The following is a 23,735-nucleotide window of genomic DNA, read 5'->3' on the forward strand; positions in this document are numbered from 1 at the left end:
GATCGCGTCGTCGTCATGCAGGACGGCCGCATCGTCGAGGAAGGCACCCGCGACCAGATCTTCGACAATCCCCAGCACCCCTACACCAGAAAGCTGCTCTCGGCCGTGCCCGGGCTGGAAAGCACTGAAGATGGCGGCGTGCGCCTGTTCTGGAGGCGCGCCGAAAACGACGAGGCGATGGCCTCGGCCTGAACCGTCACCATCCCGATAACCAAGAACGAGGGAAGATCATGCGCAAGACATCGCAGGCAATCGCCGTGGCCATCATCGGGCTCGGCTTCGCGGCAGGGCCGGCAGGCGCCGCCACGCTCAGGGCCTATCTCGACGCCGACATCCGCAGCACCGATCCCGGCGTCAACCGCGACGGCAATACCGACGGCGTCGTGCTGCACATGGTCGAAGGCCTCGTCGGCTATGATGCGAAGGGCCTGGTCAAGCCGCTCCTTGCCGAAAGCGTCGCGGTGTCGCCGGACGGGCTGACCTATACCTTCAAGCTCCGCTCGGGCGTGAAATTCCACAATGGCGAGACGCTGAGCGCCGAGGACGTCGTCTGGAGCTTCAATCGCTATCTGAATCCGAAGACCGGCTGGCGTTGCCTGACCGATTTCAACGGCGAGATCGGCCTGAAGATCGAAAGCGTCACGGCGGTCGACCCGCTGACCGTCGCGATCCGGATCAACGAACCGTCCTCCCTGTTCCTCGCCAATATCGCGCGCAGCGATTGCGGCATGACCGCGATCACGCATCGATCCTCATTGAAGCCGGACGGCAGCTGGGACAAGCCGATCGGCACCGGGCCGTTCAAGCTGGCCGAATGGCGCCAGCGCGAATTCGTCAGCATGACCCGCTTCGACCAGTACGCGAATCTCGGCGGCAAGCCGGACGGCTATGTCGGCAGCAAGCGCCCGCTGGTGGACGAGGTCCGCTTCCTCGTGATCAGCGACCCGGCCACCGCCAAGGCGGCCTTCGCCCGTGGCGACATCGATATCATGACGAAGCTTTCCTATTCGGAGGCGAACGAGCTCAAGGCGAACCCGAACGTCGCCATCTCGGTTCAGCCGGGCCTGTCCTCGACGACCTTCATCCTGCAGACGCGCGACAAGCTGCTGTCGAATGTCAAGCTGCGCCAGGCGATCGCGGCGGCGATCAACCAGGAGGAACTCGTCGGCAGCGTCACCTATGACCTCACCACGCCCAACAACTCGGTCGTCCCGGTCTCCTCGCCCTTCCACGGCGATGTGCAGAAGAAGGGCTTCCAGCACGATCCCGCCCGCGTGAAGAAGCTGCTGCAGGAAGCCGGCTACAAGGGCGAGACGCTCAAGATCATCACCAACAAGCGCAACCAGGCGAATTTCGACACCGCCATCGTGCTGCAGTCGATGCTGCAGAGCGCCGGCATCAAGGCCGAGGTCGAGGTGCTCGAATGGGGCGTCCAGACCGATCGCTGGCAGAGCGGCAACTACCAGATCATGGCCTTCAGCTATTCGAGCCGGATGGACCCCGCGCTCAACTACGAGGCGATCGTCGGCCCGAAGGACGCGCAGCCGCGCAAGGTCTGGGAGGACAAGGCGGCGATCGATGCACTTGCGGAGGTCACCAACGAAACCCGCAGCGCGGAACGCCAGAAGCTGTTCGACCAGCTGCACACGGCGATGATCGAGCAGGTTCCGCTGATCCCGCTGTTCAGCACGATCACCGCCGGCGCCAACCGCAAGAGCGTCAAGGGCTTCTCGTCCAACGTCTTCAGCGCGCCGCTGCTCTGGGAAGTCGAGAAGAACTGACACCCCATGCGCCACTCTCTCCACCTGCTCGGCGACATCAATCTCAAAGGTGTCGCCAACCCCTCCCGGATCTTCGACGTCGTCGGCCCGCAATTGGCGCAGGCGGACATGGTGTTCGCCAATCTGGAGTGCTGCCTGTTCGACGGTGCCGATGGTGCCGCCGAGAAGCGGGGCTTCTACGTCCCGACGACGGCGGCCGCGCTGCTGAAGGCTGGTGGCCTGCAGGTGGTCGGGACCGCCAACAACGTCAATATCGGCGCGGAGGCGATCGCCTCCTCGCTCTCAACGCTCGCCGAGGCCGGGATCGCCTCGGTCGGCGCCGGGCTGGACCGGGCTTCAGCCTATCGCGCGGTCGTCGTCGAGCGGAACGGGCTGCGCTACGGCTTCCTGCAGCGGACGGCGGTGTATTGGCCTGACGGGCATGAGGCCAAGGCCGGCCAACCCGGCGTCGCCGTGCTCAAGGCGCACACCGCCTATCGCCCGCAATACGAGCAGCAGGCGGCGCGGACCCGCCCCGGCGTCCCGCCGGAGGTGGTGACCTGGGCCGACCCGGCGTCGCTCGCCGAGGTCTCGAAAGCCGTCGCGGAACTGAAGGCGCAGGCCGATATCGTCGTCGGCTCGTTCCACTGGGGCTACCGGCGCGAGGTGTTGCAGTACCAGCGCCAGTTCGCCCATGCCGCAATCGACGCCGGGGCCGACATCGTCCTCGGCCACGGGCCGCACATGATCCTGCCGCTGGAGCTCCATGCCGGGCGGCCGATCGTCTATGGCGGCGGCAACTTCTCCTTCCTCTACGCGCATGACAGCAAGCCGCATCCGGACTGGGTCGGCATGATCATGCAGGCCGAGATCGCCGAGCGCGCGATCCGGCACCTGACGCTGTCCTTCGTCCGGCGCGACCAGGACGACCGAACGATCCTGCGTTCGGTCCAGGACGAACCCGCCGAGCGTGACGCACTGATCGCCTCCTCCGCCGCCAACGGCGCCCCGCTGGCGGTCGATGGCGACAGGCTGGTCCTGCAGCTCTAGCGCCGCGCGACGTTGGCCAAACCGTAAAGACAAGGAGCGCCGCAGATGGTGACGATGAAGAACGCGATGATCGTCGCGCCGCAGCCGGAAGCGGTGGAGGCCGGCGCCGAGGTGCTGGAGCGCGGCGGCAACGCCATCGATGCCGCCATCGCCTGCGCCTTCATGCAGGGCGTGGTCGACCCGCTGATGTGCGGCATCGGCGGCTTCGGCTCGATGCAGGTCTACATGCCGCGCCGCGGCGTGCATGAGATCGTCGAGTTCTACGCCAGGGCCCCGCTCGCCGCGACACCGGAGATGTGGCTGCCGCATCTGCAGGGTCAGACGCGGGACGGCTTCGCTTTCCTGCTCAAGGGCGCCATCAACGAGTTCGGCCATCTCGCCGTCTGCACGCCGGGCAGCATCAAGGGCTATGCCCATGCGCTTGCGCAGTTCGGCACGATGGACTGGGCCGACATCATGGCTCCGGCGATCCGGCAGGCGCGCGCCGGCGTGCTGGTGCGGCCGCACATGCACTGGTTCTGGACCCAGGACCAGAGCAGCGGCGGCGAGGTCAACACCGGTGACAAGCTGCGCTACAGCCGGACGGGGCGCGAGGTGTTCTTCCGGCCGGACGGCAGCCCGAAGCGCCCTGGCGACATCCTCGCCAATCCCGATCTCGCCGCGACGCTGGAGCACCTGGCCAGAAGCGGCCCGGACGATTTCTACCATGGCGCCCTGGCGGCGAGGATGGCCGCGGATTTCGCCGCGCAGGGCGGGTTGCTGAGCGAGCGCGACTTTTCGGCCTATGAGCTTTCCGTCGCCAGCCCGATCTGGGGCTCCTATCGCGGCCGCCGGATCTCGACCTCGCCGCCGCCGGCGAGCGGCATGTCGATGCTGCAGATCCTGCACATCCTCGACAATTTCGACCTCGGCGCGCTGAAGCATGGCAGCGCCGCGCACATCACGTTGCTCGCCGAGGCGATGAAGCGCATGACCATCGACAAGGACCGCTTCATGGGCGACCCGGCCTATGTCGACGTCCCCGTCGAGCGGCTGATCTCGCAGGACTATGCCGCCGAACAGGCCGAGGCAATCAGGCGCGGCGAGCGCGCCGAGATCAAGAGGCTGGACCGCTCGCAGCGCGAGACGACCCATGTCTCGGTGATCGACCGGGACGGCAACGCGGTCGCGCTCACCCATACGCTGGGCAGCCCCTCCGGCGCCATCTCCGACGGGCTCGGCTTCATCTATAACGGCACGATGAGCCGCTTCGACCCGCGTCCCGGGCGGGCGGCGTCGATCGCGCCAGGCAAGCGCCGCGCCTCTTCCGCCGCGCCGACCATCGTCTTCGACGGGCAGACGCCGCGCATCGTCATCGGCGCGCCGGGCGGCAGCTATGTCGCGCCGGCGGTGGCGCAGGGGATCATGAACATGATCGATTTCGGCATGTCGCCCTTCGAGGCCGTCGCAGCGCCGCGGATCATGGCGGTCTCGAATGCGATCGACATTTCCAACCGCATTCGCCGCAGCGTCAGCGAGGAGCTCACCGCCGCCGGTTACGATGTCAGGCGCTCGGCCCAGACGTTCCCTTTCGCCGCACTGCATGCGATCGGGATCGTCGACGGCCTGTGCTCGGGCGGAGCCGATCCGCAGCGCGACGGCATGGCGATCTCGGTCTGAAGCGCGGCAGCCGTCGCAGAGATAGCCGGTGTTCGCCGAATGTGTAGGATCGCGTTCGGTTGGAGGCGTTTGATGTTCCTGAGCGTGTTCGACGTCTTCAAGATCGGGATCGGCCCGTCATCCTCGCATACGATGGGGCCGATGACGGCGGCGGGGCATTTCCTGGACCTGCTGCGCCGGCATCCGTCGCGCGACCGGGCGGCGGCGGTGAAGGCGACGCTGTACGGCTCGCTCGCCTTCACCGGAAAGGGTCACGCCACGGACCGGGCGGTCGCGCTCGGCCTGCTCGGCTGGGTCCCGGCCGAGCTCGATCCGGACGAGGCCGAACGCCAGCTCGCCCAACTTGGCACGACGCATCTCCTGCACCTCGACGGCCTGCTGCCGCTCGCCTTCGACCCCGCCGTCGACATCGTCTTCGATTACGGGCCGCCCTTGCCCGGCCATGCCAACGGGCTCGTCTTCCACGCTTGCGATTCCACCGGGGCCGAGCTGCTCTCGGAGACCTATTACTCGATCGGCGGCGGCTTCGTCGTGACGGCGCAGGAGCGCGGGGCACCGAAAGCTGCCGCCACGGCGTCGTCCTGGCCCTATCCATTCGCCAATGCGGCGACGATGCTGCGCATGGCGCGCGAGAGCGGGCTCTCGATCGCCCAGATGAAGCGCGCCAACGAAATCCATCTGCGGCCGGCGGACGAGGTCGACAATGGCCTTGCCCGGCTCTGGTCGGTGATGAACGGCTGCATCGAGCGGGGCCTGAGCCAGGAGGGCGAATTGCCCGGTGGTTTGCGCGTGCGTCGCCGGGCCGCGAAGATCCATCGGCAGCTGGAGGCCGAGCGGCAGAGCAATCGCGCCCAGCCTCACGCGACCTCGGACTGGCTCGGCGTCTATGCCATGGCCGTGAACGAGGAGAACGCCGCCGGCGGCCGGGTGGTGACCTCGCCGACCAATGGGGCGGCCGGCGTCGTGCCCGCGGTGCTGCGCTATTATCTCGACCACTGCGTCGGGGCGGATCCGGAGAAGATCGCCGATTTCCTGCTGACCGCCGCGGCGATCGGCGGGCTGATCAAGCACAACGCCTCGATCTCCGGCGCCGAGGCCGGCTGCCAGGGTGAGGTCGGCTCAGCTGCCGCGATGGCGGCGGCCGGGCTCTGCGCCGTGCTCGGCGGCTCGCCCGAGCAGGTCGAGAACGCCGCCGAGATCGCCCTCGAACACCATCTCGGCATGACCTGCGACCCTGCGGCGGGGCTGGTTCAAGTGCCCTGCATCGAGCGCAACGGCATCGGCGCGATCAAGGCAGTCGCAGCCGCCTCGCTCGCCTTGCGCGGCGACGGCTCGCATTTCATGCCGCTCGACAACTGCATCGAGGCGATGCGCCAGACCGGCGAAGCCATGAACGAGCGCTTCAAGGAAACCAGCCTCGGCGGCCTCGCCGTCAACCTGCCGGAGTGCTGAGGGCGACCTTTCGCAAACCGCGCCGGATCGCTTCCGATGAGGCCAACGCGCGGCAATGAGGACCTAGTCGAATGATCGTGGATGATTTCCGTTCGGATACCGTGACGCGCCCCGATGCGGGGATGAGGGCCGCCATGGCGTCGGCCGAGGTTGGCGACGCCGTCTATGACGACGACGCGACCACCAAGCGGCTGGAAGCGATGAGCGCCGAGCGGCTGGGCAAGGAAGCCGGTCTCTTCTTCCCGACCGGCACGCAGGCCAATCTTGCCGCGCTGATGGCCCATTGCGGCCGCGGCGAAGAATACCTCGTCGGCCAGATGGCCCATACCTATCGCCTGGAAGGCGGCGGCGCGGCCGTACTGGGCTCGATCCAGCCGCAGCCTTTGCCCAACGAGCCTGACGGAACGATCGCGCTCGACGCCATCGCCAATGCGATCAAGCCGGACGATTTCCATTTCGCGATCACGCGGCTGCTGGCGCTGGAGAACACGTTCAACGGCCTTCCCCTGCCTGATGCCTATCTGGAGGCCGCGACCGGGCTCGCCCGCTCGCGCGGTCTTACCATCCATCTCGATGGCGCCAGGCTGATGAACGCCGCGACGGCGAGCAACCGGGACGCGGCCTGGATCGCCGGGCAGTTCGACACGGTCTCGCTATGCCTGTCCAAGGGGCTCGGAGCCCCGATCGGCTCGATCCTCGTCGGCCCCAGGGATTTCATCGAGAAGACCCGGCGCATCCGGAAGATGCTGGGTGGCGGCATGCGCCAGACCGGCGTGATCGCCGCGGCCGCGATCTACGCGCTGGAGCACAACGTCTCGCGCCTCGCCGAGGATCACCGGCGCGCCGCGGCCCTGTCGGAGGTGCTGATGCGCTACCCTGAGCTCGGCGCCGGACCGGCCCGTACGAACATGGTGTTCCTGGCACCCAAGGACTTCGACACCGCCGCCTTCGCCGCGTTCCTGCGCAGCCGCGGGATTGCCGTCAGTGGGCGGTACGGCACCATGCGCTGGGTCACCCATCTAGACCTGGATGATGCTGCCATCGAGCGTGTTGCCGAGGCATGCGAAGCCTTCTTCGACAAGCGGGAAGTGCGTGTCCGACGGCAGGTACCGGGCTGAAGGCTGCGCCAGGAGCAGCGATTGGTCTACGGCCGCGTGCGCTCATTTCGTGGATTGAGCGTTTGTAGAAATCCGAGCCCTGTGTTTACGGGGCAAAGGTTCAAAGGTTCCAGCGCGACGGTTACCCGTCGTGCTGGGACGGTTACAGGTCCGTCTGCTCTGACAGGATCAAAGCATCATGAATCTCGATGCCGAGGTGTCGGACGCTAGCAGCCGCTCGCACGTTGAGCCACAAGAGAGCCACTGTGTACCACTCGGGTGGCTGCAAGCTCTTGCTTTGCCTAGTCTCTCTGTGACGATGCGATTGCGCTGTTCATGGCGCTGAATGCACCGGAAGCGCTGGATATCCTCGGAATCACCACGGTTGCCGGCAATATCGATGTCGCCCAAGCTGAGCGGAACGCCAGAGCTATCTGCCACGCAGCCGGGCGCGCCGACATTGCGGTTCGAGCCGGCTGTTCCCGCCCGCTGGTCAACCCGTTTCGCGACGCCAGCGCTTTTCATGGACAGAGCGGGATGGACGGCTGGACGCGCGGATTTCCCAGTGCCGCCCCTCAGACCCGATCAGACGGCCATCATGGACCCGTGTGTCGTCGCTTACCTGCTCGCGCCAGAGCTGTTCAGCGGGCACTGCGTCAATATTGCGATCGAACATCGCTCCGAGCTGACGATGGGCATGACTGTGATCGACCTCCTTGGCGTCAGCGGCCGCGCGCCGAATGCGCAGTGGATCGATGGCGTCGACAGTGCAGGTGTCCTCGCGCTACTTGAGCGAGCCTTGTCGACGAACTGAGATGCGGCCCGACGATCTCTCGATGGTCGATACCGCGACCGGCCCGAAAACTACGCAACTGATATGATCCTCGCATGGTTCTGACCGTGAACGTGGATCGGGCCGTACTGAGGCTCGTTTGCTGCACCGCGGCGAACGTCCGCTTCCGGGCAAGCGCTCAACGTCGGCTCCTGGCGCATCTCGTCTCGACATGCGCTTCGCGAGACGCTCCCATGATTCTTCAGGCTCGCCCGACTACGGGCGAGCCTGTGAGGCAAAGCTAATCAGGCGCCGAGCTGATCGCGGATCGGCAGTTGCCTGATCCGCTTGCCGGTTGCGGCGAACACGGCGTTGGCGATTGCTGGCGCAACGGGCGGCAAGCCCGGTTCACCGACGCCGCCAAGCGGGCGCTCAAAATCGCCCGCAGGCAGGAGATGCACCCGAATATCCCGCGGCGCCGAATCCATTCGCGTCAGCTCGTAGGTATCGAAATTATCCTGTTCGGCGCGGCCATTCCTGAAGGAGATCTCGGCTGAGCTCGCGATGCCGGCGCCCATGATGACGGCGCCTTCCATTTGCGAGCGGACACGGTCCGGATTGACCACCGGCCCGCAATCGATCGCGATGTCGACACGCGGGATCGCGAGCCTCCCGCGCTCACTCACGGTGACCTCCACTGCGACAGCGATATAGCTGACGAAGCTGTAGTGACCGGCGATGCCGAGCCCGCTGCCCTTGGGCAAGCTGCGTCCCCAGCCTATCCCCTGTGCCGCAGCTTCGATCACACGCCGCAGGCGTCCGGTATCGATCGGATAGCGCTGCGGATTCTCGCCATGGTTCCAGGTATCTCCAATTCTGGTTGGATCGATCAGCCTCGCCGGACCGATCAGCTCCAACAAGAAGTCCTTCGGATCGCGGCCGGCCGCGTGGGCGAGCTCGGCGACGAAGGATTGCACCGCGAAGGCATGAGGGATGTTCGAGACGGCCCTGTACCATCCGATGCGGACATGGGCGGGCGCTTCCGGGTTCTCGGCCCGGATGTTCGGAATGTCGAAGGGCAGATTGACCAGCCCCATCCCCAGCTCGAAAGGCAATTCATGCTTGGGATCCGGTGCGAAGATCGAACCGATCGTCGGAGCTGCGCTTCGATGCAGCCAGGCTGTCACCTTGCCGGAGCCGTCGAGCCCGGCTTCCAGCCGCTCGACCGATACCGTGTGATAGTAGCCGTGGTGGAGATCGTCCTCGCGCGTCCACATCAGCCTGACCGGCGCCCCGTCCATCGCTTGCGAGCAGATTCCGGCCTCGATGACGAAATCGGGCTTGGATTTGCGCCCGAAACCGCCGCCGAGCAGGGTGATGTTGACCTTGACCTTCTCGACCGGCAGGCCGAGCCGCTTTGCAAGGCGCGCACGGGTCACCTGCGGGGCCTGGCTGCAGGCCCATGCCTCGGCTTCGCCATTGACAATGCGGACCAGCGCCGCCGGCGGCTCCATCGGCGATTGGGCGAGATGCGGAATGTAATACTCGGCCGTGACGCGCTTGGCCGCTCCGGTCAAGGCGCGCTCGATGTCGCCTTCATTGCGGACGACCTTGGCAGGCTTGCTCGCTGCCTCGCTGAGGCGGGCGCGGTAGCTGTCGGAGGAATAGACGGCGTTCGGCCCGTCCTCCCAGGTCACCTTCAGTGCCTCGCGGCCCTTGATGGCGGCCCAGCTGTTGCGGGCGATCACGGCGACCCCGCCGAGCGGCTCGAATTCGGATGGGATCGCCGGAGGATCGATGGTGATGACCTTCACCACGCCCGGCACCTTCAGAGCCTCAGACGCATCATGGGACGCGACCTTGCCGCCATAGACCGGCGGCCGGGCGACGACGGCGAACAGCATGCCATCGAGACGGGCATCGATGCCGTAGACCGCCTTGCCCGTGGTGATGCCCTGATTGTCGACGAGGCCGATCGTGTCCTTGCCGATATAGCGGAAGGCGGCGGCCGGCTTGAGCCGGACGCTGCCGCGATCGGGTACCGGCAGAGCCGACGCAGCCTTGGCAAGCGCGCCATAGCTCAGGCTGCGCCCGCTGGCGGCATGAGCCACGGCGTGATTGCCGGCGCGCACCTCGGCGATCGCGACGCCCCATTGCTTCGCCGCCGCCTGCTCCAGCATAGCGCGCGCGGCCGCGCCGGCGCGGCGCATCGGCATGAACCAGTGGCGCAGGCTGCGCGATCCATCCGTGTCCTGATTGCCGAAGCGCTCCTCGTCGCCCCAGGCTTGCGTGACCCGCACCCGAGCCCAGTCGGCCTCGAGTTCGTCTGCGACCGCCATTGCGAGCGAGGTGCGCACGCCCTGTCCCATCTCGGAGCGATGGCAGGTGATGGTAACGGTGCCGTCCTCGGCCAGGGCGATGAAGACCGCCGGATCGTCGCGCCAGCCATTCGGCATTCCATCGGCGCCGAACTTCTTGTCCTGCGCCGGCGTTGCGGTGGGCAGGCCCGCGGCGAGCACGAAAACGCCGGCGCCTATGCCCTGCAGCAGATTCCGCCGACTGACATTGGCGAGAGTGCCGCTCGGATTGGGAACATGCTCCGTCATAGGCGCACTCCCTTGGCAGCTTGTTTGATGGCAGCGCGAATACGCGGATAGGTTCCGCAGCGACAAAGGTTGCCGCTCATCGCACCATCGATGTCCTCGTCGCTCGGATTTGGTGTCTCTTTCAGCAGAGCGCTGGCCTGCATGATCTGGCCCGGCTGACAATAGCCGCACTGGGAGACGTTGAGGTCGCGCCAAGCAGCCTGCACGGGATGATTGCCGTCAGGAGACAGTCCTTCGATCGTGGTGACCGAGAGCCCAGCTGCCGCCGAGATCGGCGTCTGGCAGGCGCGGGCGGCCATTCCGTCGAGGTGAATGGTGCATGCTCCGCAGGCTGCGACGCCGCAACCGAACTTGGTGCCGGTCAGACCAAGCTCATCCCGCAGATACCAGAGCAGCGGCATCTCGGGGTCGCCGTCGTAGCGGCGCTCCGTCCCATTCACGACGAGGGTGGTCATCAGCATCTCCTTCTTCGCGACCCGGATATTCCGGGACCGTCTGTGGCATGCGACAGCGAGGCTCTGATCGAGGCTATGCAGCGCTTCCGCGCGGCAGAACACAAGCTTCGCCTGAGCAAGTTATCGTGAGAGGACAATCGTGATGACGCGCGTACTGGCCCGAGGTTCCGGGGCATTCAGGGATTGATCTCGACACGCAGCTTGTGCTCGCCGCGCACCAGCAGCGGTGCGGTATTCCCGTCCAGGCGTCCGAGCCGGATCAAGCCGCGCGACCAGCGGTAGGAACCGTGGAACATCGCGAGGTTGCCCCAGGGGGCATAGTAGCAGAGGTCGCCGGTCGCCTCATTGTCGAAGCGGCCGCTGCCGTCCTCGGTGAGCTTGCGCGGCAGATAGGCGATCTTCTCGTTGGTCGCATAGTCGCCGATCGTCAGATCGAGCGGCAGCAGGGAGAACAGGTTCCGCGCGGTGGGATTGTCCTCCAGCGTCGCCGTGAACTCCTGATCCGCGAAGGCAAATCGAAGGCGCATGGCGGTTCCTTTCCTTGGCGAGGCTGTGTTGGTCTGCGCGCGAGCAATGGAGTGAACAGCGAGGCTGGTGGCAGCGCTCGCCAGCACCATGCGACGCGACAGCCTCGCCTGCCCGCATCTCATTCGATGTCCCTCCCTCGATCCTCGACCTTCCTCACGCAGCCAGATGCCGGTTGAAGAAGCTGGTCAGCTTGTCGAACGGGATCACGTTCAGCTTGTCGTAGAGGTCGACGTGGTTGGCGCCCGGGATGACCATGAGCTCCTTCGGCTCCGCGGCCGCCGCGTAGGCGGTTTCGCTGAAATAGCGCGAGTGAGCCTTTTCGCCGTGGATCAACAGGATCGGGCGCGGCGCGATCTCCTGGATGTAGGTCAGGAGCGGCATGTTCATGTACGACAGTGGCGTCGTCCGGGTCCAGGAATTGCCCGAGTTGACCGCACGCGGATGGTAGCCGCGCGGCGTCCGGTGGTAGTCGTGATAGTCGACCAGGAACTGCGCCTCGCCACCCTTCAGATCGTTGTACGGCGGCTGGTAGGCCGGGATTCCATTGGCGGCGTCGTCCCAACGCTGCCGGCTCATCTGCTCCAGCGCCTGGGTGCGCTGTTCGAGCGTCACGCTGTCATTGTAGCCCTTCGACATGACGCGGGTCATGTCGTACATCGTGCTGGCCACGACGGCCTTGACCCGCTTGTCCACGGCGACGGCGTTCAAGGCCATGCCGCCCCAGCCGCAAATGCCGATGACGCCGATCCGCTCGCGATCGACCGACGGGTGCAGGCCGAGATAATCGACGGCGGCGCTGAAATCTTCGGTATTGATATCGGGCGAAGCGACGTTGCGCGGCTCGCCACCGCTTTCACCGGTGAAGGACGCGTCGAAGGCCAGCGTCACGAAACCGCGCTCGGCCATCGTTTGCGCGTAAAGGCCCGACGACTGCTCCTTCACCGCGCCGAATGGACCGCCGACGGCAAGCGCCGCCAGCAGCCGATCGGCCTGGTCCTTGGGCAGATACAGATCGCCCATCAGGGTGATGCCGTACCGGTTCCTGAAGGTGACCTTCCGATGATCGACATTTTCGCTCTTCGGGAAGGTCTTGTCCCATTCCGTTGCCATTTTCTGAGCCTTTGCGTTGGAGATCTTGAGGAGCGACGCGGCCGCCAGGGTCGTTACGCCGGCGCCGGTCAGTTTCATCAGTTCGCGTCGATCCATGTGTGTGGTCGGAGCGGTGCGAATGGTCGTGTCGGGGGTGTCCATCATTATCTCCTCGCTCTTCTGGTCATTTCGATTTCAACAGGCGTCGACCGTCGCCGATCACCGCGATGCCGATGGCGGCCAGGACCACGCTTCCCGCGAAGGTCGCGAAGATCGACAGGCCATCGAGCAACAGCCCGCCAATGACGGCTCCGAGTAGGATCGAGGCCTGGATGGCCGCGACCATCAGGCTGCCGGCAGCCTCCGGCGCATCGTCCACGTTCCGCGACATCCAGGTCATCCAGATCACCGACATGGCGGTGTTCATCGCGCCCCAGAGCGCCAGGAAGAGTCCCGCGGCGACGACCGAGCTGCCCAGCAGCATGAGACCGAGGGTGCAGCCGCCCATCAGCAGCGTGGGGACTTTCAAGAGAGGTGCGACGCTGCCGCTCAGGAAACGGCCGGCCCCCCAGGTGCCGACGAAGCCGGCGCAGCCGAGTGCCAGCAACAGAATCGAGAGCGTTGTCACATCTGCACCCGTCACCTGCTCCAGGAATGGGCGCAGATAGGTGAACATCGTGAAGGCCGAACCCCAGGAGAGCATCGACGCGATCAGGCCGCGCAGGAAATACGGACGCTTCAGCAGGCCGAACATGGTCCGGACGTCCTGCCGCTGGCGCGCGGGCAGCGACGGCAGCGCGATCAGATGCCAGACGAGGTTGACGGCGACGATCGGCGTCAGCGCCCAGAACACGGCACGCCAGCCGAAGATGCCGCAGAGATAGCTGCCGACGGGCGCGGCAAAGGCCGCCGCGATGGCCTGGCCACCATACATCAGCGCCAGGGCGCGAGGCACCTCGGCCTCGGGAACCAAGCGCATTATGACGGCTGTCGCCAGTGCCCAGAAACCGCCGATGCAGATGCCGAGCAAGGCCCGGCCGAGCATCAGCACCGCGAAGTTCGGCGCGACCGCGACCAGGATCAGCGACACGAGCATGAAGGCCGTCATCGCGACCAGAACCCATTTGCGGTTCAACGTCCCGGCGGCGGTGGTGATGGCCATGCTCGCTGCGACCGCGAAGAGGCCGCTGATCGAGATTGCCTGTCCGGTCTGCCCCTCGGTTGCGCGCAGCCCCTCCGCCATCGGCGTCAGCAGGCTGACCGGCATGAACTCCGAGGCGATCAGCATCGCCACGCAAAGCGCCATCGAGAGGACGGCGCCCCAGGCGGCGGCCGGCTTGCTTCCTTCGTTCGATAAGGCGGCAACCGTCATGTCAGTTCGCTCCTGCATGCGTTGTTGCAGTGCAAACTAGCGAGACAGCTATCGAACGATTACCCGTCGGAATTGGAATGCACTAATCGATGCAGTCGATTAATCTGACCCGTGCCGAAACGCGGGAAGCCTCATGGACAAGACCGATCTCAACCAGCTTCGGTGGTTTCAGGTCGTCGCCGAGGAGCACAGCTTCACCCGGGCCGCGGCGAAGATCGGCGTGGCGCAATCGACGCTCAGCCACACGATCAAGCAGCTCGAAGCGAGGATGGGCATCCGGCTGCTGGCCCGGACGACACGCAACGTCGCGACCACGGTCGCGGGTGAGCGGCTGCTCCAGACCATCACCCCGCGGATCGCGGAGATCGAGGACGAGATAGCGGCGCTGTCGGCGCTGCGCGACAAGCCCTGGGGCTCGATCCGGCTGACGCTCTCTGATCATGCCCTCGAAAGCGTCGTCTGGCCAAAGCTGAAGCCGGTCCTCAGTGACTATCCCGACATCCATGTCGAACTGATCCTCGACAGCACCTTCCGCAACATCGTCGAGGAGGGCTTCGACGCCGGTGTCCGGCTGGGCGAGAGCGTCGAGAAGGATATGATCGCCGTCCGGATCGGCCCGGACTGGCGGCTGGTTGCAGTCGCTTCGCCCGGCTATCTCGCTGCTCACGGCGTGCCGAAACATCCGCAGGATCTGGTCCGGCACGTCTGCATCAACATGCGCCACGAGACGGCCCGCGGGCTCTATGCCTGGGAGTTCGAGAAGGACGGACAGGAACTGCGCGTTCGGGTCAGCGGCCAGCTCACCTTCAACAACTCCTACGCCATGATCGACGCGGTGGTGAACGGCTACGGCGTCGCCTACGTCCCCGACGACATCGTCGAGCGGCAGATCGCATCAGGTACGCTGGTCCAGGTGCTGGACGACTGGTCGCCCTTCTTCGACGGCTATTTCCTCTACTATCCCAGCCGCCGCCAGAATCTCCCGGCCTTCAAGGTTATCGTCGAGGCATTGCGCCACCGAAGTCCGACAGGCTCCTGACCGTATTTTTGGCCGAGGCTGAGCGTGTCGGCCAAGGATTCCGTGGATTGGCGAATCTCCGCGAGATAGCGGTCTGAATGTCCGCTCTCCGGAAGCGCTCGAATGTCTGGACTTGGCGCCAGCCGGACGGCATGAACTAGCCGGAAACTTGAGACTCGCGAACGGTGACCGATCATCTGGCGCTATGGGGCTTGTCGAAGCGGGCGGCTCCAAGCCATTTGGGGACAGTCACGTCACTCCTCTCATGCCTGAACGCGCCGGCGATATTCTCCTGGGGTGACACCGAGGCATTGGCGGAAGACAGTCGTCAGGTGCGACTGGCTTGAGAAGCCGCAATCGAGCGCTATGTCGACGAGCCGCTGGTCATTCCGGCGCAGCAGCGCGCGAGCGCGCTCAATGCGTCGAACCAGCACGTAGGAATAGGGTGATACGCCGACCGTTTCCTGAAAGCGGCGGGCAAAATGATAGACGCTCATTCCCGCGACAGCGGCGAGCGAAGGCAGCCGCAGGTCCTGGTCGATGCCATCCTCGATATAGTCGACGACGCGTGCGATGCCCCGGGCTGGGAGCTTGCCGAACGGCCCGTGTGCGTTTCGCTCGCCGTGGCTCGACAGCCGCCGCAAGAACGTTTCGGCGAGGATCAGCGCCCAGCTGTCGAGAAGGAGGTTTGTCGGCTCGATCAAGGAGGCCCTATGCCGAAGGCGGTCCAGCCGACGGCCCAGTTGGGCGTCCTGCACATCGGCGGGCATCCGCAGATGATCATGGGTGAGTTCCCTGTCGAACAGCGAAGCGCAAACCATGCTCATCAGATCGAAAGGAAGATGGAACTGCACGAAGCTTACCGGCTGCTCGAAGCGCCATTGCGCGCCTTCGAACGGCAACATCGACACCAGGCCCGAGGAGGCGGCGTCGCGCCAGGCCGTTGCAGGGCTCGTTCGCAATGAAGCGCTGACGAATGTCGGGTCGCCCTCCTGTGGCGAATCCTCAATCGTCGAGAACCAGTAGCTCATCTTGAGCGATGTCGCCGTTGCGGCACCGATCGTGCGGACAGGCGCGATCAGATGGTCGCTCCAGTAACGCGGTACGTGCGGGGAATAACTTGACCGATAGGACGCGAGTCCCGTGCCCGCGCCATCCCCCGACGGGCCGTTGTCGATCCCCTTCCAGGCGTCGTCGACTTTCAACGCCCGTGCTCCAGGCTGCCGTGACGCGCTATCGCGGCCCGAAATTATACCATCGGTGGCATGTCAGGAAGGCCGAGCCAAGCCATGTTGCGGGCGCCGCTGATACGTCGCCAGGAGGGCCGGCGAGATTTGGGAAATCCGATCACCATCGAAGCGCTCGGCGCGGCAAAAGAGCAAGATTCTGTAATACGTGCCGGTCGCGGTGCCGTATGCCTCTGAGGTCGGGGTTTGCATCGTCCGGCGTGGGAAGTTGCAGCGCGAGGCAGCGGCTAGAGCGCCCCCGGGAGCGAGTTCAGGGAGAGGGACGATGGAAAATCATGGACAGATTCCAGGTGGCCTTGATCGCCGGGACGCGCTGAAGACCGCGGGGACGGTGCTGGCGGCATCGGTCACCGGAATGACAGCGCCGGCCGCCGCGCAGGGACAGCGTGCAGCCTCGGCCAAGTCCGGCGAGCGATCGATCGGCCAGCGGCTGCAGGGCGTTCAACATTTCGGCCTCACGGTCCAGGACATGGAACGCGCCTTCACCTTCTATACGGAGGTGCTGGGTGGAACCGAGGTGATGCGCGATGGCGATTTCCAGGGCGAGCGGATCCACAATACGCTGCTGACCGGCCAGGAGATCGAAGCACGCGCCCGCGGCGTCAACCCACGCACGATGGGTATTCCCGACCTTCGCGGCGGCGCGCAGCGGCTCGACGTGCGCTTCATCCAGTTCGACAATGTCGTGATCGAGCTCCTGCAATACCGCGATGCCAACCAGCCGATGGGCGGGCCGCGAGCATTCGCCGAGCCGCTCGATCACATGAGCCCTGCATTTCCGCGGATGATGCATATCTGCTTCCACATCCGCGACGAGGTCGATTTCAACCAGTTCATCGCCGACCTCGAAGCGGAATCCGGCCGGCGCGGCATGACGAACGTCCGCGCGAACCGCATCGTGACCGTGGCGAATGAGGCCGAGCGTCGCGCAGCCCCCCTGGACGCCAATTCCAACGGGATCACCGAAGGCAAGTCGGATGGGTGGCGCTTGATCTACTGCACCGGCTCGGAAGGCGAGCAGCTCGAGTTCGTGCAGGCACTGGGACCGGTCAAGCAGGTCTTCGACAGCGCGCTCGAGGCGCGGCGCAAGATGGTCTTGTCATCGCGCTGAGCGCAAGGAGATCGGCAATGCCCCGCAAGTTCTCGTTCCGCGCGTTGCTGGCAGCATTGGTCGCGGCCGCGCTCCCCGTAGGTGCCATGGCTCGAGACGCTGATGGAGTGCGCTATTCCGACATTCCCGCCGACGCTTATGCCGTCGTGGCCCAAGTTCGCGCCAAGCCGGGTAAGGAAGATGCCCTGCGCGCGATCACGCTACCGCTCGTGGCGCAGGTACGCGCCGAGCCGAACAACCTGCTTTATTTTCTCCAGGAGAGCCGCGAGACCCCCGGGCATTTCATCTTCACAGAGATCTTCGCCAGCCAGGCCGACTTCGAGGCACATAATCGAACCCCGCATGTCCAGTCCTGGTTCGCGCGCCTGGCAGAACTCGCCGACGGCGGGGTCACCGTGATCCGCATGGGCATCCTCGGGAACACGGCCTCGGGGCGCTGACGAAAAGCTGCTTTAGGACCCATTCCATTGGAACGTCAGCTTTCAGGCAAGGTCGCAATGTCCGCTACTGGCGCTCCACAGAATCGGCAGCAGGCCAAACGGACGCTGCTCTCCATCCCGATCGATGTCTGGGTCTGGGCAAGGTAATGCTTCAGCCCATGGTCTTACGGTTATCTGGTTTTCCATACCCGCGATTAACCCAAGCTTCCGGCGAAGCGTTCGGCAAATTTCTGCCTCCGGAATGCCTCGACGACGCATTCGACGAAGACGCGGGTCTTGGCCGGCAACAGGGTGCGGGACGCGTAATAGAGCGAGATCGCACCGGCATCGGCATACCAGCGCGGCAGCAGACGGATCAACGCCCCGCTTTCGAGGTCAGGCAGGACGTCGGGCACCGCCAGCATCGCCATCCCGAGGCCGAGCCGCGCGGCCTCGCGCATCGCCATGGGATCGTTGACTACGATGCTCTCAAGTTGGATTGCCGTCATCTCGGTGCCGGCGGCGTCGCGCATCGCCCAGTGGCGGATGCGGCCGGAGTTGCGCGACCGCATGACGATTCCGTCGAGATGGCCGAGGCCAGCCGGGTCCACGGGCGCCGTCCGCCCCGCCATGTAGGCGGGTGAAGCAACGGCGACGATGTGGGCCGGTGCGAGGGCGCGCGCGATGATGCCCGGAGCGAGATCGAAGCCGCCGCCGATCGCCGCGTCGTAGCCCTCGGCTACGAGGTCGACCTGGCGGTTCTCGAAATGCCATTCGGGGCGCAGGCGGGGATAGCGCGCCAGGAGATCCGGCAACAGCGGCAGGATATGCGTCGTGCCGAAGGTGGGACTCAGGCTCACCTTGAGCGTGCCTGCGGGTTCGGCGGCGCCGGAGGCCGCTTCGGCAATGGCGGCCTGCAAGGCTTCGAGGTTGCCGCCGATCGCCTGTCTGAAACGCTCGCCGGCCTCGGTCAGGGTCAGCCTGCGCGTCGAGCGCTGGAACAGGCGCACGCCGAGATTGCGCTCCAGCATCGCGACATTGCGGCTGACGGCGGCGGGCGTCAGGGACAGCCGGCGCGCGGCTTCCGAGAAGCTCCCGAGCTCCGCGCTGCGCGCGAAGCTCTCAAGGTTGGCGAGGGTCTCCATCGCATCTTTCAAGGGATAATTGAAAATCTATCAAATCAATATCGCCTAATCATCTCGGAATAAACCCGCCATCTTCGCTCCATTGAAACCGACCGGAGTGAAGACCATGCCGTCTCCGACCAATGCCGCTTCCCTCGGGCGCCGTACGGCGATTGCCGGGCTCGTCAGCGCGCTCCTGCCGCTGCCCGCGGCGGCTGGGAACGGAAACCGCGAGGAGGCGAACAAAGCGGTGATCCGCCGCCTGCTCGATGAGGTGCAGCGCGACGGTGATTTCGCGGTGTTCGAGCAGCTCTTCGCCACGGACTATGTCGATCACACGCCCTTCGGCGGTTTCCGTCCGGACCGCGACGGCACAAGCGAGATCTACCGGGCATTCCGCGCGGCTTTCCCGGACTGGCGGGCGGAGGTCCATCTCCAGGTCGCCGAAGGCGATCTCGTCTCGACCTACAAGACCTATCACGGCACGCATCGCGGCGCCTTCCTCGGCATTGCGCCGACCGGCCGCACCACCCGCTTCGCGGTGATGGATGTGATGCGCATCCGGGATGGCCGCATCACCGACCACTGGACCGTCGCGGACGGTGCCGGGCTTATCGCGCAGCTCCAGGGCTGAGTTGCGCCGCTTCCATCAACCAGCCGGTCGGCTTGGCCGCCGGCTACCCAGCCCCAAGTCAAGAAAAGGCCATACCATGTCGAATTCTCTTCCCCTCGCCGGCAAGGCCGCGCTCGTCACCGGCGGCTCGCGCTCGATCGGCGCCGCTATCGCCCGCAAGCTCGCCGCGGACGGCGCCGCCGTCGCCATCACCTACAGCGCCTCATCGGACAAGGCGCACCAGGTCGTCGCCGAGATTGAGGCGGCAGGCGGCAAGGCGCTCGCCATCGAGGCCGATGCCGGCAAGCCGCAGGCCGTGCGCGCCGCGGTGGCGCAGACAGTCGCGGCCTTCGGCGCCATCGACATTCTCGTCAACAATGCCGGCCTAGGCCTAAGCGGACCGATCGAGGAAATTCCGTTCGAGACCTATGAGCGGATGATCGCGGTCAATGTCACCGGCGTCTTCGTCGCGACGCAGGAGGCGGCGCGGCACATGAAGCCGGGCGGGCGCATCATCCAGATCGGCTCGTCGATGACACGCTACGCCGCCTTTCCGACCGCTTCGCTCTACACCCTGACCAAAGGGGCGATCACCGGCTTCAACCGCTCGCTGGTGCGCGACCTCGGCCCGAAGGGCATCACGGTCAACACCGTCCATCCCGGCCCGACCGACACCGACATGAACCCGGCGGACGGGCCGGTCGCCGCCATCGTCGGCCCCGGCATGGCGATCGGCCGCTACGGCCAGCCGCATGAGATCGCGAGCGTCGTCGCGTTCCTCGCGAGCCCCGAGGCCGCCTTCGTCACCGGCGCCGACATCGTTGCCGATGGCGGGCTCACCGCCTGACATCCGATCAGACCGTTCATCAAAGGAGAGATCCCATGCCCAGCATCGGCATCATCGGCGCCGGCCAGATCGGCCAGGCCTTCGCCTCAGCGCTCGCCCGCAACGGCATCGCGGCCACCCTGTCCAACAGCCGCGGCCCGGAAAGCCTGAAGGAGGTCGTTGCCGCCATCGGCCCGACCATCAAAGCGGGCACCCGCGAGGACGCGGCGTCAAAGGACATCGTCCTCGTCGCGGTCAACTGGTCGAAGCTGCCAGCGGCGCTGGCCGGGCTGCCGGATTTCGGCGGACGTATCGCCGTCGACGCCAACAATCCGATCGAAGCGCCGCTGTTCAAGCCGGCGGAGCTCAACGGGCGCGCTTCGTCAGAGGTGTTCGCCGGCCTCGTACCGGGCGCGCGGGTGGTGAAGGCCTTCAACCATCTCCAGCCGCATCTCGTTGCCGGTGATCCCGGGGCGGAAGGCGGCCGGCGCGTGCTGTTCTATTCGGGCGACGATGAACAGGCCAAGGCGGAGATCGGCGGGCTGATCGATCGTCTCGGATTCTTCGGGATTGATCTCGGGGCGTTGGCGCTCGGCGCCCGCCTCGTCCAGTTTCCCGGCGGCCCGCTGCCGGCCCTCAATCTCGTGCGGTTTGCTTGAGCATCCGCCAATAGGACAACGAGGAGCGCGGTGAAATCGTCGCGCTGACTGTCTGCTTGCGGGCGACCTCTCAATGACCGCAAATGGCGCATGCTGGCGAGCGATAGCGCATCGAACGACGTTGCGTTTCGCCACCAATTCTTTGGCCTTTAGCTCGAATTGAGCACGGAGCGGTGGGAAGAGTACGCTGCCTTCCCCTTAGGCGCCCGATGGCCAGGCAGCCGACAAGCAGATCACTCAGGCAGCCCTGCCAGCCGCAACCCCTCCGCGAACAGTGCGAGATCCTCCGGGCGACGGATCGGAAGCCAGTCCTGGAGCTTGGTGATGCGCATGGATGGATCGAGTGCGTGCAGACGCTCCATGGCCTGCCGCGCATCCTGGGCGCGTCCGGCGAGCGCATGGCTCGCCGCCATCACGGCGGCCGCGACAAGCAGGGTCGGGAGGTTTCCGGCGGCTTTTTCGGCCCAGGCCACCGCCGCATCGAAGTGCCCCGCAAAGAGGTGTGCCAGCGCCGTCCCGACCTGCATCCTGAACATTTCGGGATCCAGCGGGCTCAATCGAACGGCATGCTCGAAATGCTCGAAAGAAGCGGTCGTTTCGCCGTTGAGAGCGCGTAGGAAACCGCCGAGGAACCAGCCGGCGGCGAGATTGGGGTTGAGCAGCACCGCCCTGTCGATGAGTGCAATGCCGCCATCGAGGTCGCCCGTGAAATGACCGAGCGCATGGCCGGCCCGCGTCAGGGCGACCGCATCGTCCCGGCCGAATTCGACCGCCAGCCGCGCCAGCCGCACGCCCTCGGCGATATCGCGTGGACGATCGATCATCCAGCCATTCACCTTGCGCCACAAATGGCACCAGGCCGCCATGCCATAGGCTGACGCGAATTCAGGATCGAGCTCGGTGGCCTTGTAGAAGAGCGGCAGCGCCGCCTCGATGGCTTCTCTGGTTCCGGAGTGGAGCTTCGCCGTGCCGCGCAAGTAATAGTCGTAGGCGTCGAGGCGCTCCGTCGGCTTGCGTTTGGCGCGCTCGATTTCCGCCCGTTCGAGCTGCGGCGCGACCGCGCCGACGACGCTTTCGGTGATCTGGTCCTGCAGCTCGAAGATGTCGTCGAGCATGCCTTCGAAGCGCTCTGCCCAGAGATGCGTCCCGGTCTTAGCGTCGATGAGTTGTCCCGTAATGCGCACCCTGTTCCCGGATTTGCGGACGCTGCCTTCCAGCACGTAGCGCACGCCGAGCTCCTGGCCGACCTCCTTCACATCCACCGCCCCGCCCTTGAAGGCAAAGCTCGAATTGCGGGCGATGACGAACAGCCAGCGGATACGCGACAGGGCGGCGATGATGTCTTCCACCACACCGTCGGCGAAATACTCCTGCTCTGGATCGCCGCTCAGGTTCTGGAAGGGCAGAACGGTAATGGAGGGCCTGTCCGGCGGGAGGGGTGTTGTGGAGGGCGACTCCACCGTCTGCCCCATAGCCCGCTCGACGAAGCCCGCTCCGGCTGGCTGTCTCGCATCTGCGGTCTGCTCGACCTCGCCGACGAAGCGGAACCCCTTGCGGGCGATCGTCCGGACCAGGCGCTGATCCTCGCCGCTATCGCCGACGGCCTTCCGAACCGCATTGATGTGGCTGGTGATGGTCGATTCCGAGACGATCCGGCCGCTCCACACCGCCTGCAGCAATTCGTCCTTGCCGACAACCCGGTCGCGGTTCGTGACGAGATGCAGCAACAGGTCGAAGACCTGCGGCCCGACGGTCACGACCTGCGAACGCAGGGTCAGTTCCCGACGCTCGGGGTTGAGCAGATAATCGCCAAACGCGAATGTCACGCTGGTCGTCCCCTGGCCGACCCCCTTCAGCTCCCTGATCGGGGCAGTTGCTCGAGCATAGTCCGACACTGGTAGCCCCTCGCCTGCATCTCTGCCGCAAGGTGCCATCTTGGACAAGAAACCAAGCATTCTTGAAGGGCAATTCAAGCCCGCCGCAAGGACTTCCTGCAAGCACACCGGCACTCTCCGGCCATGTCGACGGCAATGGTTGCAGTCGGGAGACACGGAGAAAGCCCATGAAGATCGTCGTCATCGGCGGCACCGGCCTCATCGGATCGAAGCTCGTGCAGAACCTCAAAGCGCGCGGCCACAAGGTGCTCGCAGCCGCGCCCAACACCGGGGTCAACACCATCACCCGCGAGGGGTTGGCCGAAGCGCTCGACGGAGCTGCCGTCGTCGTCGACGTGGCGAACGCGCCGGTCTGGGAGGACAAGGCCGTCCTCGACTTCTTCGAGACCTCGGGCCGCAATCTGCTGGCTGCAGAAGCCGCCGCCGGGGTGCGCCACCATGTCGCCCTATCCATCGTCGGCAGCGAGCGGCTGCCCGACAACGGCTATTTCCGGGCCAAGGTCGCCCAGGAAAGCCTGATCAAGGCGTCCGGCATCCCATACACCATCCTGCGCGCCACGCAGTTCTTCGAATTCGTCGGCGCCATCGTCCAGTCGGCTGTCGTCGGCGAGGAAATTCGCCTGTCTCCGGCTCTGATCCAGCCAATGGCGTCGGCCGATGTCGCGGCAGCGCTCGCCGATGCGGCCGTCGCTCCGCCGGTCAACGGCACGATCGAGGTCGCCGGCCCCGAGGCGATGCCGCTCGACGAACTGGCCCGACGCTTCCTGAAGGCGACGCAGGATCCGCGCAAGATCGTACCGGATATCCATGCCCGCTACTACGGCGGCGTCCTCTCCGACCGCTCGCTCACGCCCGGAGAGTACGCGCGCATCGGCGCGATTCGCTTCGAGGACTGGCTCAGCCAGTCGAAGGCTCAGCCGGCGGCCCGCTGAGCCGAGCGCCCTCCCCCGAACGCGAATGACAGCGCTGACCATCCAGGAGGA

22 protein-coding genes and 1 pseudogene are annotated in these 23,735 nt (G+C 65.7%); 15 read left to right on the forward strand and 8 right to left on the reverse strand.

Annotated features, from left to right (window positions below; translation table 11 throughout):
• The 8 genes and pseudogenes from ACQKLX_RS23770 to ACQKLX_RS23805 all read left to right on the forward strand — a co-directional run.
• The coding region (locus ACQKLX_RS23770) for an oligopeptide/dipeptide ABC transporter ATP-binding protein (RefSeq protein ID WP_427364034.1) at positions 1-192 on the forward strand (192 nt) is incomplete at its 5' end.
• Positions 193-230: 38 nt separating this feature from the next.
• The gene (locus ACQKLX_RS23775; protein ID WP_427364035.1) at positions 231-1,781 is read left to right on the forward strand and encodes an ABC transporter substrate-binding protein; all 1,551 of its coding nucleotides are present in this window, start codon (positions 231-233) and stop codon (positions 1,779-1,781) included.
• Positions 1,782-1,787: 6 nt separating this feature from the next.
• The gene (locus tag ACQKLX_RS23780) at positions 1,788-2,810 is read left to right on the forward strand and encodes a CapA family protein (RefSeq protein WP_427364036.1); all 1,023 of its coding nucleotides are present in this window, start codon (positions 1,788-1,790) and stop codon (positions 2,808-2,810) included.
• A 54-nt stretch (positions 2,811-2,864) separates the two neighbouring features.
• Positions 2,865-4,469, forward strand: a complete 1,605-nt coding sequence (gene ggt, locus ACQKLX_RS23785; RefSeq protein ID WP_427364141.1) for a gamma-glutamyltransferase — start codon at positions 2,865-2,867, stop codon at positions 4,467-4,469.
• 72 nt (positions 4,470-4,541) lie between these two features.
• Positions 4,542-5,921: an L-serine ammonia-lyase gene (locus ACQKLX_RS23790; protein WP_427364037.1), complete on the forward strand. Its 1,380-nt coding sequence runs from the start codon at positions 4,542-4,544 to the stop codon at positions 5,919-5,921.
• A 71-nt stretch (positions 5,922-5,992) separates the two neighbouring features.
• A complete protein-coding gene (ltaE, locus tag ACQKLX_RS23795) occupies positions 5,993-7,039 on the forward strand; it encodes a low-specificity L-threonine aldolase (protein ID WP_427364038.1) in 1,047 nt (348 codons plus the stop codon).
• Positions 7,040-7,354: 315 nt separating this feature from the next.
• Positions 7,355-7,540: pseudogene (locus ACQKLX_RS23800) on the forward strand (nucleoside hydrolase); the annotation flags it as partial.
• Between the two features lie 76 nt (positions 7,541-7,616).
• Positions 7,617-7,832 carry a nucleoside hydrolase gene (locus ACQKLX_RS23805; RefSeq protein ID WP_427364142.1) on the forward strand — a complete coding sequence of 72 codons (216 nt, stop codon included), beginning with the start codon at positions 7,617-7,619 and terminating at the stop codon, positions 7,830-7,832.
• A gap of 263 nt (positions 7,833-8,095) precedes the next feature.
• On the opposite strand, the gene ACQKLX_RS23810 is transcribed toward ACQKLX_RS23805, so the two are convergent.
• The 5 genes from ACQKLX_RS23810 to ACQKLX_RS23830 all read right to left on the reverse strand — a co-directional run bounded on the left by ACQKLX_RS23810 (position 8,096) and on the right by ACQKLX_RS23830 (position 13,840).
• Positions 8,096-10,396 carry a xanthine dehydrogenase family protein molybdopterin-binding subunit gene (locus ACQKLX_RS23810; protein ID WP_427364039.1) on the reverse strand — a complete coding sequence of 767 codons (2,301 nt, stop codon included), beginning with the start codon at positions 10,394-10,396 and terminating at the stop codon, positions 8,096-8,098.
• Positions 10,393-10,851, reverse strand: a complete 459-nt coding sequence (locus ACQKLX_RS23815; RefSeq protein ID WP_427364040.1) for a (2Fe-2S)-binding protein — start codon at positions 10,849-10,851, stop codon at positions 10,393-10,395. The genes ACQKLX_RS23810 and ACQKLX_RS23815 overlap by 4 nt, the downstream gene beginning before the upstream one ends.
• Positions 10,852-11,027: 176 nt before the next feature.
• Positions 11,028-11,468, reverse strand: a complete 441-nt coding sequence (locus tag ACQKLX_RS23820; RefSeq protein ID WP_427364143.1) for a cyclophilin-like fold protein — start codon at positions 11,466-11,468, stop codon at positions 11,028-11,030.
• Between the two features lie 64 nt (positions 11,469-11,532).
• Complete coding sequence (locus tag ACQKLX_RS23825) at positions 11,533-12,630, reverse strand: alpha/beta hydrolase (RefSeq protein ID WP_427364041.1); 1,098 nt, start codon at positions 12,628-12,630, stop codon at positions 11,533-11,535.
• 22 nt (positions 12,631-12,652) lie between these two features.
• Positions 12,653-13,840 carry an MFS transporter gene (locus ACQKLX_RS23830; protein ID WP_427364042.1) on the reverse strand — a complete coding sequence of 396 codons (1,188 nt, stop codon included), beginning with the start codon at positions 13,838-13,840 and terminating at the stop codon, positions 12,653-12,655.
• A gap of 133 nt (positions 13,841-13,973) precedes the next feature.
• On the opposite strand from ACQKLX_RS23830, the gene ACQKLX_RS23835 reads away from it, so the two are divergent.
• Positions 13,974-14,879, forward strand: a complete 906-nt coding sequence (locus ACQKLX_RS23835) for a LysR family transcriptional regulator (RefSeq protein ID WP_427364043.1) — start codon at positions 13,974-13,976, stop codon at positions 14,877-14,879.
• A gap of 242 nt (positions 14,880-15,121) precedes the next feature.
• On the opposite strand, the gene ACQKLX_RS23840 is transcribed toward ACQKLX_RS23835, so the two are convergent.
• Positions 15,122-16,063: a helix-turn-helix domain-containing protein gene (locus tag ACQKLX_RS23840; RefSeq protein WP_427364044.1), complete on the reverse strand. Its 942-nt coding sequence runs from the start codon at positions 16,061-16,063 to the stop codon at positions 15,122-15,124.
• A 190-nt stretch (positions 16,064-16,253) separates the two neighbouring features.
• On the opposite strand from ACQKLX_RS23840, the gene ACQKLX_RS23845 reads away from it, so the two are divergent.
• Both ACQKLX_RS23845 and ACQKLX_RS23850 read left to right on the forward strand, forming a co-directional pair.
• Positions 16,254-17,216, forward strand: coding sequence for a VOC family protein (locus tag ACQKLX_RS23845; protein ID WP_427364045.1), 963 nt, complete (start codon positions 16,254-16,256; stop codon positions 17,214-17,216).
• 17 nt (positions 17,217-17,233) lie between these two features.
• Positions 17,234-17,656 carry a putative quinol monooxygenase gene (locus tag ACQKLX_RS23850; RefSeq protein WP_427364046.1) on the forward strand — a complete coding sequence of 141 codons (423 nt, stop codon included), beginning with the start codon at positions 17,234-17,236 and terminating at the stop codon, positions 17,654-17,656.
• Positions 17,657-17,850: 194 nt separating this feature from the next.
• On the opposite strand, the gene ACQKLX_RS23855 is transcribed toward ACQKLX_RS23850, so the two are convergent.
• Positions 17,851-18,780: a LysR family transcriptional regulator gene (locus ACQKLX_RS23855; protein ID WP_427364047.1), complete on the reverse strand. Its 930-nt coding sequence runs from the start codon at positions 18,778-18,780 to the stop codon at positions 17,851-17,853.
• Positions 18,781-18,886: 106 nt separating this feature from the next.
• Here ACQKLX_RS23855 and ACQKLX_RS23860 point away from each other — a divergent pair, with 106 nt between their 5' ends.
• From ACQKLX_RS23860 to ACQKLX_RS23870, 3 genes are all read left to right on the forward strand, one after another.
• Positions 18,887-19,393: an ester cyclase gene (locus ACQKLX_RS23860; RefSeq protein WP_427364048.1), complete on the forward strand. Its 507-nt coding sequence runs from the start codon at positions 18,887-18,889 to the stop codon at positions 19,391-19,393.
• Positions 19,394-19,469: 76 nt separating this feature from the next.
• Entirely contained in the window at positions 19,470-20,219 is a 750-nt protein-coding gene (locus ACQKLX_RS23865; protein WP_427364049.1) for a 3-oxoacyl-ACP reductase family protein, read from the forward strand.
• The gene (locus tag ACQKLX_RS23870) at positions 20,216-20,857 is read left to right on the forward strand and encodes an NADPH-dependent F420 reductase (protein ID WP_427364144.1); all 642 of its coding nucleotides are present in this window, start codon (positions 20,216-20,218) and stop codon (positions 20,855-20,857) included. The genes ACQKLX_RS23865 and ACQKLX_RS23870 overlap by 4 nt, the downstream gene beginning before the upstream one ends.
• Before the next feature lie 233 nt (positions 20,858-21,090).
• Here ACQKLX_RS23870 and ACQKLX_RS23875 read toward each other — a convergent pair whose 3' ends face one another.
• A complete protein-coding gene (locus ACQKLX_RS23875; protein WP_427364145.1) occupies positions 21,091-22,683 on the reverse strand; it encodes a winged helix-turn-helix domain-containing tetratricopeptide repeat protein in 1,593 nt (530 codons plus the stop codon).
• 236 nt (positions 22,684-22,919) lie between these two features.
• Between ACQKLX_RS23875 and ACQKLX_RS23880 the strand changes: the two genes are divergently transcribed.
• On the forward strand, positions 22,920-23,684 hold the full coding sequence (locus ACQKLX_RS23880; RefSeq protein WP_427364050.1) for an SDR family oxidoreductase: 765 nt from the start codon (positions 22,920-22,922) through the stop codon (positions 23,682-23,684).
• Positions 23,685-23,735 lie beyond the last annotated feature (51 nt).

The sequence above is a fragment of the Allobosea sp. NPDC003192 genome (assembly GCF_050275675.1).
GTDB lineage: Bacteria > Pseudomonadota > Alphaproteobacteria > Rhizobiales > Beijerinckiaceae > Allobosea.

What these genes read in the sequence shown, in the direction of transcription:
- ACQKLX_RS23775 (WP_427364035.1), top strand. Translation starts at nt 231, where the DNA reads ATGCGCAAGACATCGCAGGCAATCGCCGTGGCCATCATCGGGCTCGGC.
- ACQKLX_RS23780 (WP_427364036.1), top strand. Translation starts at nt 1,788, where the DNA reads ATGCGCCACTCTCTCCACCTGCTCGGCGACATCAATCTCAAAGGTGTC.
- ggt (WP_427364141.1), top strand. Translation starts at nt 2,865, where the DNA reads ATGAAGAACGCGATGATCGTCGCGCCGCAGCCGGAAGCGGTGGAGGCC.
- ACQKLX_RS23790 (WP_427364037.1), top strand. Translation starts at nt 4,542, where the DNA reads ATGTTCCTGAGCGTGTTCGACGTCTTCAAGATCGGGATCGGCCCGTCA.
- ltaE (WP_427364038.1), top strand. Translation starts at nt 5,993, where the DNA reads ATGATCGTGGATGATTTCCGTTCGGATACCGTGACGCGCCCCGATGCG.
- ACQKLX_RS23805 (WP_427364142.1), top strand. Translation starts at nt 7,617, where the DNA reads ATGGACCCGTGTGTCGTCGCTTACCTGCTCGCGCCAGAGCTGTTCAGC.
- ACQKLX_RS23810 (WP_427364039.1), bottom strand. Translation starts at nt 10,396, where the DNA reads ATGACGGAGCATGTTCCCAATCCGAGCGGCACTCTCGCCAATGTCAGT.
- ACQKLX_RS23815 (WP_427364040.1), bottom strand. Translation starts at nt 10,851, where the DNA reads ATGACCACCCTCGTCGTGAATGGGACGGAGCGCCGCTACGACGGCGAC.
- ACQKLX_RS23820 (WP_427364143.1), bottom strand. Translation starts at nt 11,468, where the DNA reads ATGGTGCTGGCGAGCGCTGCCACCAGCCTCGCTGTTCACTCCATTGCT.
- ACQKLX_RS23825 (WP_427364041.1), bottom strand. Translation starts at nt 12,630, where the DNA reads ATGGACACCCCCGACACGACCATTCGCACCGCTCCGACCACACACATG.
- ACQKLX_RS23830 (WP_427364042.1), bottom strand. Translation starts at nt 13,840, where the DNA reads ATGACGGTTGCCGCCTTATCGAACGAAGGAAGCAAGCCGGCCGCCGCC.
- ACQKLX_RS23835 (WP_427364043.1), top strand. Translation starts at nt 13,974, where the DNA reads ATGGACAAGACCGATCTCAACCAGCTTCGGTGGTTTCAGGTCGTCGCC.
- ACQKLX_RS23850 (WP_427364046.1), top strand. Translation starts at nt 17,234, where the DNA reads ATGCCCCGCAAGTTCTCGTTCCGCGCGTTGCTGGCAGCATTGGTCGCG.
- ACQKLX_RS23855 (WP_427364047.1), bottom strand. Translation starts at nt 18,780, where the DNA reads ATGGAGACCCTCGCCAACCTTGAGAGCTTCGCGCGCAGCGCGGAGCTC.
- ACQKLX_RS23860 (WP_427364048.1), top strand. Translation starts at nt 18,887, where the DNA reads ATGCCGTCTCCGACCAATGCCGCTTCCCTCGGGCGCCGTACGGCGATT.
- ACQKLX_RS23865 (WP_427364049.1), top strand. Translation starts at nt 19,470, where the DNA reads ATGTCGAATTCTCTTCCCCTCGCCGGCAAGGCCGCGCTCGTCACCGGC.
- ACQKLX_RS23880 (WP_427364050.1), top strand. Translation starts at nt 22,920, where the DNA reads ATGAAGATCGTCGTCATCGGCGGCACCGGCCTCATCGGATCGAAGCTC.